Genomic DNA, 6,193 nt, shown 5'->3' with positions numbered 1-6,193 from the left:
ATTTGTCTAAAGCATTATTGCTCGGTGACGATGGCGGAGAGGTCACACCCGTTCCCATCCCGAACACGGAAGTTAAGCTCTCCAGCGCCGATGGTAGTTGGCGGGACACCGCCTGCGAGAGTAGGACGTTGCCGGGCAAGATCAAATGGAGGATTAGCTCAGCTGGGAGAGCACTTGCCTTACAAGCAAGGGGTCGGCGGTTCGATCCCGTCATCCTCCACCATAAATAAAAAATAGTTCCTTCTTATCATCGCGGGGTGGAGCAGCCAGGTAGCTCGTCGGGCTCATAACCCGAAGGTCGCAGGTTCAAATCCTGCCCCCGCAACCAAATTGGTCCCGTAGTGTAGTGGTTAACATGCCTGCCTGTCACGCAGGAGATCGCGGGTTCGAGTCCCGTCGGGACCGCCATATGTGGCTCGGTAGCTCAGTCGGTAGAGCAAAGGACTGAAAATCCTTGTGTCGGCGGTTCGATTCCGTCCCGAGCCACCATTTTGAATAATGTCGGCTTAGTTCGAATATATAATGTGCCGGCTTAGCTCAATTGGTAGAGCAACTGACTTGTAATCAGTAGGTTGCGGGTTCAAGTCCTGCAGCCGGCACCATCTGCGGAGGGGTAGCGAAGTGGCTAAACGCGGCGGACTGTAAATCCGCTCCCTTTGGGTTCGGCGGTTCGAATCCGTCCCCCTCCACCATTTTAGGGGCATAGTTTAATGGTAGAACAGAGGTCTCCAAAACCTCCGGTGTGGGTTCGATTCCTACTGCCCCTGCCAAAAAATATGGCGGCTATGGCGAAGTGGTTAACGCACCAGATTGTGGCTCTGGCATTCGTGGGTTCGATTCCCACTAGTCGCCCCATATAAACTTTAAAACATTGGGGTATAGCCAAGCGGTAAGGCAACGGACTTTGACTCCGTGATGCGTTGGTTCGAATCCAGCTACCCCAGCCATATATGCGGAAGTAGTTCAGTGGTAGAACACCACCTTGCCAAGGTGGGGGTCGCGGGTTCGAGTCCCGTCTTCCGCTCTTCATTTCATGGCGGCATAGCCAAGTGGTAAGGCAGAGGTCTGCAAAACCTTTACCACCGGTTCGAATCCGGTTGCCGCCTCCATTTTTTATGCGCCGGGGTGGCGGAATTGGCAGACGCACAGGACTTAAAATCCTGCGGTAGGTGACTACCGTGCCGGTTCGAGTCCGGCCCTCGGCACTGAAAAATATTGACAAAATAAGGCGATATGTTACAATTTAATTGTCTCATGCCGATGTGGCGGAACTGGCAGACGCGCACGACTCAAAATCGTGTGGGGTAGCCCCCCGTGTGGGTTCGACTCCCACCATCGGCACTATAAGGATTCCTGTTGATTACAGGAATCTTTTTTTATTTCCTCCTATCTTATCCATTTCTTCTCGATTATTTTAGCTTACCCTTTAATATACATAACGAAAATTTTCGTAGAAAAAACAACTTTATCGAACAACTAATCATATTTTTTTGTGAAAATAAAAGATTTTATTGACTTTATCCGCTAATTTTTATTATGATTAAGTTACGAAACAAATGAAAGAAAGCGCTTTTTCAATGATTTATTAACGAAAATTTTCGTAGGAGGTTCGAAAAATGCTTCAGTTTCCGAAAGATTTCATCTGGGGAGCCGCTACTTCATCGTATCAAATTGAAGGAACGGCGACTGGAGGAGATAAAATTTATTCGATTTGGGATCACTTTTCTCGTATCCCTGGTAAAGTAGCAAATGGGGATAATGGGGATATCGCAATTGATCATTACAATCGTTATATTGATGATGTCGCATTAATGAAAGCGCTTCATTTAAAGGCGTATCGATTTTCGACGAGTTGGGCGAGACTGTATACGGAAACGCCTGGTAAGTTTAATGAGAAAGGTTTAGATTTTTATAAACGTCTTGTACATGAATTGTTAGAAAACGATATTGAGCCAATGTTGACAATTTATCACTGGGATATGCCGCAAGCTCTTCAAGAAAAAGGTGGATGGGAAAATCGTGATATTGTTCATTATTTTCAAGAATACGCTGCTTTCCTTTATGAGAATCTTGGGGATGTCGTGAAAAAATGGATTACTCATAACGAACCATGGGTTGTCACTTATTTAGGGTACGGGAATGGTGAACATGCGCCAGGTATTCAAAACTTTACATCATTCTTAAAAGCTGCTCATCATGTTCTTCTTTCTCATGGCGAAGCAGTAAAGGCGTTTCGAGCGATTGGTCCGAAAAATGGAGAAATTGGTATTACGTTGAATTTAACTCCTGGATATGCGTTTGACCCACAAGATGAAAAAGCAGTTGACGCAGCGAGAAAATGGGACGGTTTTATGAATCGTTGGTTTTTAGACCCTGTGTTTAAAGGACAATATCCAAAAGATATGTTAGAAGTGTATAAAGATTACTTACCAAATATTTATCAAGAAGGAGATTTACAAACGATCCAGCAGCCGATCGACTTTTTCGGATTCAATTATTACTCAACGGCGACATTAAAAGACTGGAAAAAGGGTGAACGTGAACCAATCGTATTTGAGCATGTAAGTACAGGAAGACCAGTGACAGATATGAATTGGGAAGTGAATCCGAACGGTTTGTTTGATTTAATGATACGATTGAAAAATGATTATGGCGATATTCCGTTATACATTACTGAAAATGGTGCTGCATACAAAGATTGTGTCAATGAACAAGGTGAAGTAGAAGACGATGAGCGAATCGCTTATATACGAGAGCATTTAATTGCTTGTCATCGTGCGACTGAACAAGGAGTCAATTTGAAAGGATATTATGTATGGTCATTATTCGATAATTTCGAGTGGGCATTTGGCTATGATAAGCGTTTCGGTATTGTATATGTAGACTATGAAACGTTAGCACGAATCCCGAAGAAGAGCGCATTATGGTATAAGGAAACGATCATGAATAATGGAGTTAAATAAAGGAGGTGGTGGGGGAAGGGAAAAAGTTTTCTTTGTAATAGCGCGATGTGTTGGGGATTGGCCGCTACTACAAAGAAAACTAAAAGAATTATACCGTCAAACAAGCGAATGGGCAAACGAAATGGACAAATTACATGAAGTAAACAGTATGCCATGTGTTGTAAGTAAAAAACAAGGGGGAAAGAATAATGAAGAAACGAGCGCTTATGTTGTTGCTAGCATTCGTCTTTATGTTTGCAACGGCGTGTAGCAATCAGTCTCAAAGTGATAACGAATCAAAAGATAAAGGTTCAAGTGAAAAAGTGAAGTTAAACATGTGGGTATTCGGAAGCACAGGTTATGAAAAGTTAGCTGAAGAATATATGAAAGATCATCCGAATGTTGAAATTAAAATCCAGTCTACACAGTTTGATGATCACCACAACGCTTTATTTACAGCGTTATCAGCTGGAAGTGGTGCGCCGGACATCGCAATGATTGAAGTAAATAACATTGAACGTTATCGTGAGGCGCAAGATCGCTTTTATAACTTATACGATTTTGGTGCAAAAGACATTAAGGATAAGTATTTAGATTGGAAATGGCGCATCGGTGAAAGTGCAGACGGAAGCTTTTTGTTCGGTCTTCCGACAGACATTGGTTCGACAGCTATGTTTTATCGCGCGGACGTGTTTGAAGCAGCAGGATTACCAACGGATCCTGCAGAAGTTGCTAAGTTAATTCCGGACTGGAATGCATATGCTGAAGTCGCTGCAACAATTAAAGAAAAAACAGGAAAACCAATTGCAGACAATGTTGAACTTGTGTACAACGCATTGCGTGACCAAGCGCCTGTGCAATATTTCAATGAAAAAGAAGAATTGTTGATCGAAAAAGAACCGTACATTAAACAAGCGTACGACTATACTGTAAATTTAATTCAAAAAGGTTACCTTGGTAGCAACGGATTGTGGACGCCTGAATGGGGCAATGCGATGGAAAAAGGAAGCTATGCCACACTGCTTGCACCTGCGTGGATGCAAGGGGTAGTTAAAGGAAATGCGCCAAATTCAGCAGGTAAATGGCTTATTACAAACATGCCTGGTGGAGCAGGAAACTGGGGCGGTTCTTATTTAACGATTCCGAAAGAGTCGAAACATCCGAAAGAAGCGTACGACTTTATTCAATGGCTTGTCGCACCAGAACAACAGTTAAAGTCGTTTAAAGATATGGGCTTATTCCCATCCACTCCTTCTGTGTATGATGCGCCGGAGTTTAAAGAGTACAAAGATGAGTATTTTGGTGGCGTGAATACAGCTCAAGTATTTGCGGAAGCAGCGCAAAAAGTAAAAACGGTATACATGGGTAAAAACTACGGAATTGTTCAATCAGAAATTGTGAAAGCGTTGACAAATGTACAAAAGAAAAAAGCTGATCCAGAAAAAGAATGGGGAGAAGCAATTAAACGCATTAAACGTCAACTTGAACGTCAATAAAATACATGAGGAAGGGATTTATTCCCTTCCCCTACTATGGTTTTTGGAGGGAAATACAAATGGTATCCCATAATCATACGCATACAGCTGTCCGTCCAAAAGGATTAAGTGATAAGAAAAAAACTGCATTAGCCGGCTACTTATTCATATCTCCGTTCTTTCTTTTATTTGCTGTCTTCGGGGTTTTTCCCATGCTGTTTAGCTTTTACTTAGCGTTTCAAAAATGGAACGGATTCGGTGAAATGACGTTTGTCGGATTTAAAAATTTTTCACTCATTTTTACTGATCCACTATTTTGGAAATCAATTTATAACACGATTATCATCGGTCTATTAGGAACAGGTCCACAGTTAATTGCGGCATTAATTTTAGCAGTGGCTTTAAACTCGGTGATTGTTAAATTTAAAAGTGTATTTCGTGTTGCTTATTTTGTTCCAAACGTAACATCGATTGTTGCGGTAGCCATTGTTTTTACCGTTTTATTTAGCGAACAAGAAGCAGGGTTAGTCAATGCCACACTTAATTTGTTTGGAATTTCTCCAGTAAGCTGGCAGACATCCGAATGGGGAGCGAAAATTGCGATTGCGACGATGATTTTTTGGAGATGGGTTGGATATAACTCGATTATTTTCTTAGCGGGATTGCAAAGTATACCGAAAGATCTTTATGAAGCAGCTGAAATTGACGGAGCGAAAAAATGGCAGCAGTTTCTTTTCATTACTGTACCGATGCTAAAGCCGATTATCGTCTTCGTTGTATTCACAGCAACAATCGGATCACTACAAATTTTCGCTGAACCACTCATTTTTGGTAGTGGTTTTAGGGAAGAAAGTATGACGATCGTGTTGTATTTATGGAGAGAAGCGTTTACGAATAATGCGTTCGGAACAGCTTCTGCGACGGCTGTCTCACTCTTTTTACTCATTATTGTATTCACGACGATTAACTTTTTCGCGTCCAATCGTTTAGATAAATCGGGTAAATAAAAACATGGAGGTGAATGAAGATGGCTACGTTACGTAAAAAAGGACTTGTGAATAAAGTAACGATTCACATTTTACTCATTATCGGTGCGTTGTTATCGGTTTTTCCGTTATACTGGATGTTTGTCATGGCGACGCAACCAAATCATGTCATTAATAAATTACCGCCAGCGGTCGTGCCGGGGGATAAACTAGTAGAAAACTTTCAAAACGTATTAGAAAACATCGACTTTTTCGGAGCGATGTGGAACTCGTTTGTTGTTGCTAGTTTAACAACGCTCGGTGTGTTATTTTTCAGTTCTTTAGCAGGTTTTGCGTTCGCCAAGTTGCAGTTTAAAGGGCGTGAGAAGTTATTTGCCGTCATTTTAATCACGATGATGATTCCGCCACAATTAGGATTAATTCCGCAATACTTTATTATTACAAAGTTAGGTTGGTTGAACGACTTAAAGGCAATTATCGTTCCAGGATTAATGAATGCGTTCGGTATTTTTTGGATGCGCCAATATATTAAAGACGCAATCCCTGATGAATTGATTGAAGCGGCAAAAATTGATGGATGCAGTATATTCCGTGTATATTGGAACATCGTCGTTCCTTCAATTTTACCAGCTTTTGCGACGCTCGGTATTTTAACATTTATGTTCGTATGGAACGATTTCTTGTGGCCGTTGACTGTATGTATTTGATAATTTAAAATTGAGCCACTTTTGAAGGGTTCGATCACATAAAAAATGAGCCACCTGATTTCCAATTTTCATTACCTCCCTTA

Annotated in this window: 3 protein-coding genes, 13 tRNA genes, 1 rRNA gene and 1 pseudogene; all 18 read left to right on the top strand. The window is 41.6% G+C overall.

Annotated elements, in window-relative coordinates; translation table 11 throughout:
* Positions 1-20 precede the first annotated feature (20 nt).
* Positions 21-137: ribosomal RNA gene (gene rrf, locus ASC42_RS13425) — 5S ribosomal RNA — on the top strand.
* Positions 138-147: 10 nt separating this feature from the next.
* A tRNA-Val gene (locus ASC42_RS13420) sits at positions 148-223 on the top strand.
* 28 nt (positions 224-251) lie between these two features.
* Positions 252-328: transfer RNA gene (locus tag ASC42_RS13415), tRNA-Met, on the top strand.
* Positions 329-332: 4 nt separating this feature from the next.
* Positions 333-408: transfer RNA gene (locus ASC42_RS13410), tRNA-Asp, on the top strand.
* A 5-nt stretch (positions 409-413) separates the two neighbouring features.
* Positions 414-489, top strand: a tRNA-Phe gene (locus ASC42_RS13405).
* Between the two features lie 37 nt (positions 490-526).
* A tRNA-Thr gene (locus tag ASC42_RS13400) sits at positions 527-602 on the top strand.
* 5 nt (positions 603-607) lie between these two features.
* Positions 608-692 (top strand) — tRNA-Tyr (locus ASC42_RS13395).
* 4 nt (positions 693-696) lie between these two features.
* A tRNA-Trp gene (locus ASC42_RS13390) sits at positions 697-770 on the top strand.
* Positions 771-779: 9 nt separating this feature from the next.
* Positions 780-855 (top strand) — tRNA-His (locus ASC42_RS13385).
* A gap of 17 nt (positions 856-872) precedes the next feature.
* Positions 873-947, top strand: a tRNA-Gln gene (locus tag ASC42_RS13380).
* Between the two features lie 5 nt (positions 948-952).
* Positions 953-1,024 (top strand) — tRNA-Gly (locus ASC42_RS13375).
* A gap of 11 nt (positions 1,025-1,035) precedes the next feature.
* A tRNA-Cys gene (locus ASC42_RS13370) sits at positions 1,036-1,109 on the top strand.
* Between the two features lie 10 nt (positions 1,110-1,119).
* A tRNA-Leu gene (locus tag ASC42_RS13365) sits at positions 1,120-1,205 on the top strand.
* Between the two features lie 51 nt (positions 1,206-1,256).
* Positions 1,257-1,341: transfer RNA gene (locus tag ASC42_RS13360), tRNA-Leu, on the top strand.
* Positions 1,342-1,616: 275 nt separating this feature from the next.
* Positions 1,617-2,963, top strand: coding sequence for a GH1 family beta-glucosidase (locus tag ASC42_RS13355; protein ID WP_055442100.1), 1,347 nt, complete (start codon positions 1,617-1,619; stop codon positions 2,961-2,963).
* Positions 2,964-3,148: 185 nt separating this feature from the next.
* Complete coding sequence (locus ASC42_RS13350; RefSeq protein ID WP_055442099.1) at positions 3,149-4,438, top strand: ABC transporter substrate-binding protein; 1,290 nt, start codon at positions 3,149-3,151, stop codon at positions 4,436-4,438.
* A 59-nt stretch (positions 4,439-4,497) separates the two neighbouring features.
* Entirely contained in the window at positions 4,498-5,424 is a 927-nt protein-coding gene (locus ASC42_RS13345) for a carbohydrate ABC transporter permease (RefSeq protein WP_032100936.1), read from the top strand.
* Positions 5,425-5,444: 20 nt separating this feature from the next.
* Positions 5,445-6,101: pseudogene (locus ASC42_RS13340) on the top strand (carbohydrate ABC transporter permease); the annotation flags it as partial.
* Positions 6,102-6,193: the final 92 nt, after the last annotated feature.

This window comes from Anoxybacillus suryakundensis, from assembly GCF_001418025.1.
GTDB lineage: Bacteria > Bacillota > Bacilli > Bacillales > Anoxybacillaceae > Anoxybacillus > Anoxybacillus tengchongensis.
The sequence above is the reverse complement of the archived record's forward strand: the minus strand, read 5'-3'. Positions and strand labels throughout refer to the sequence as shown.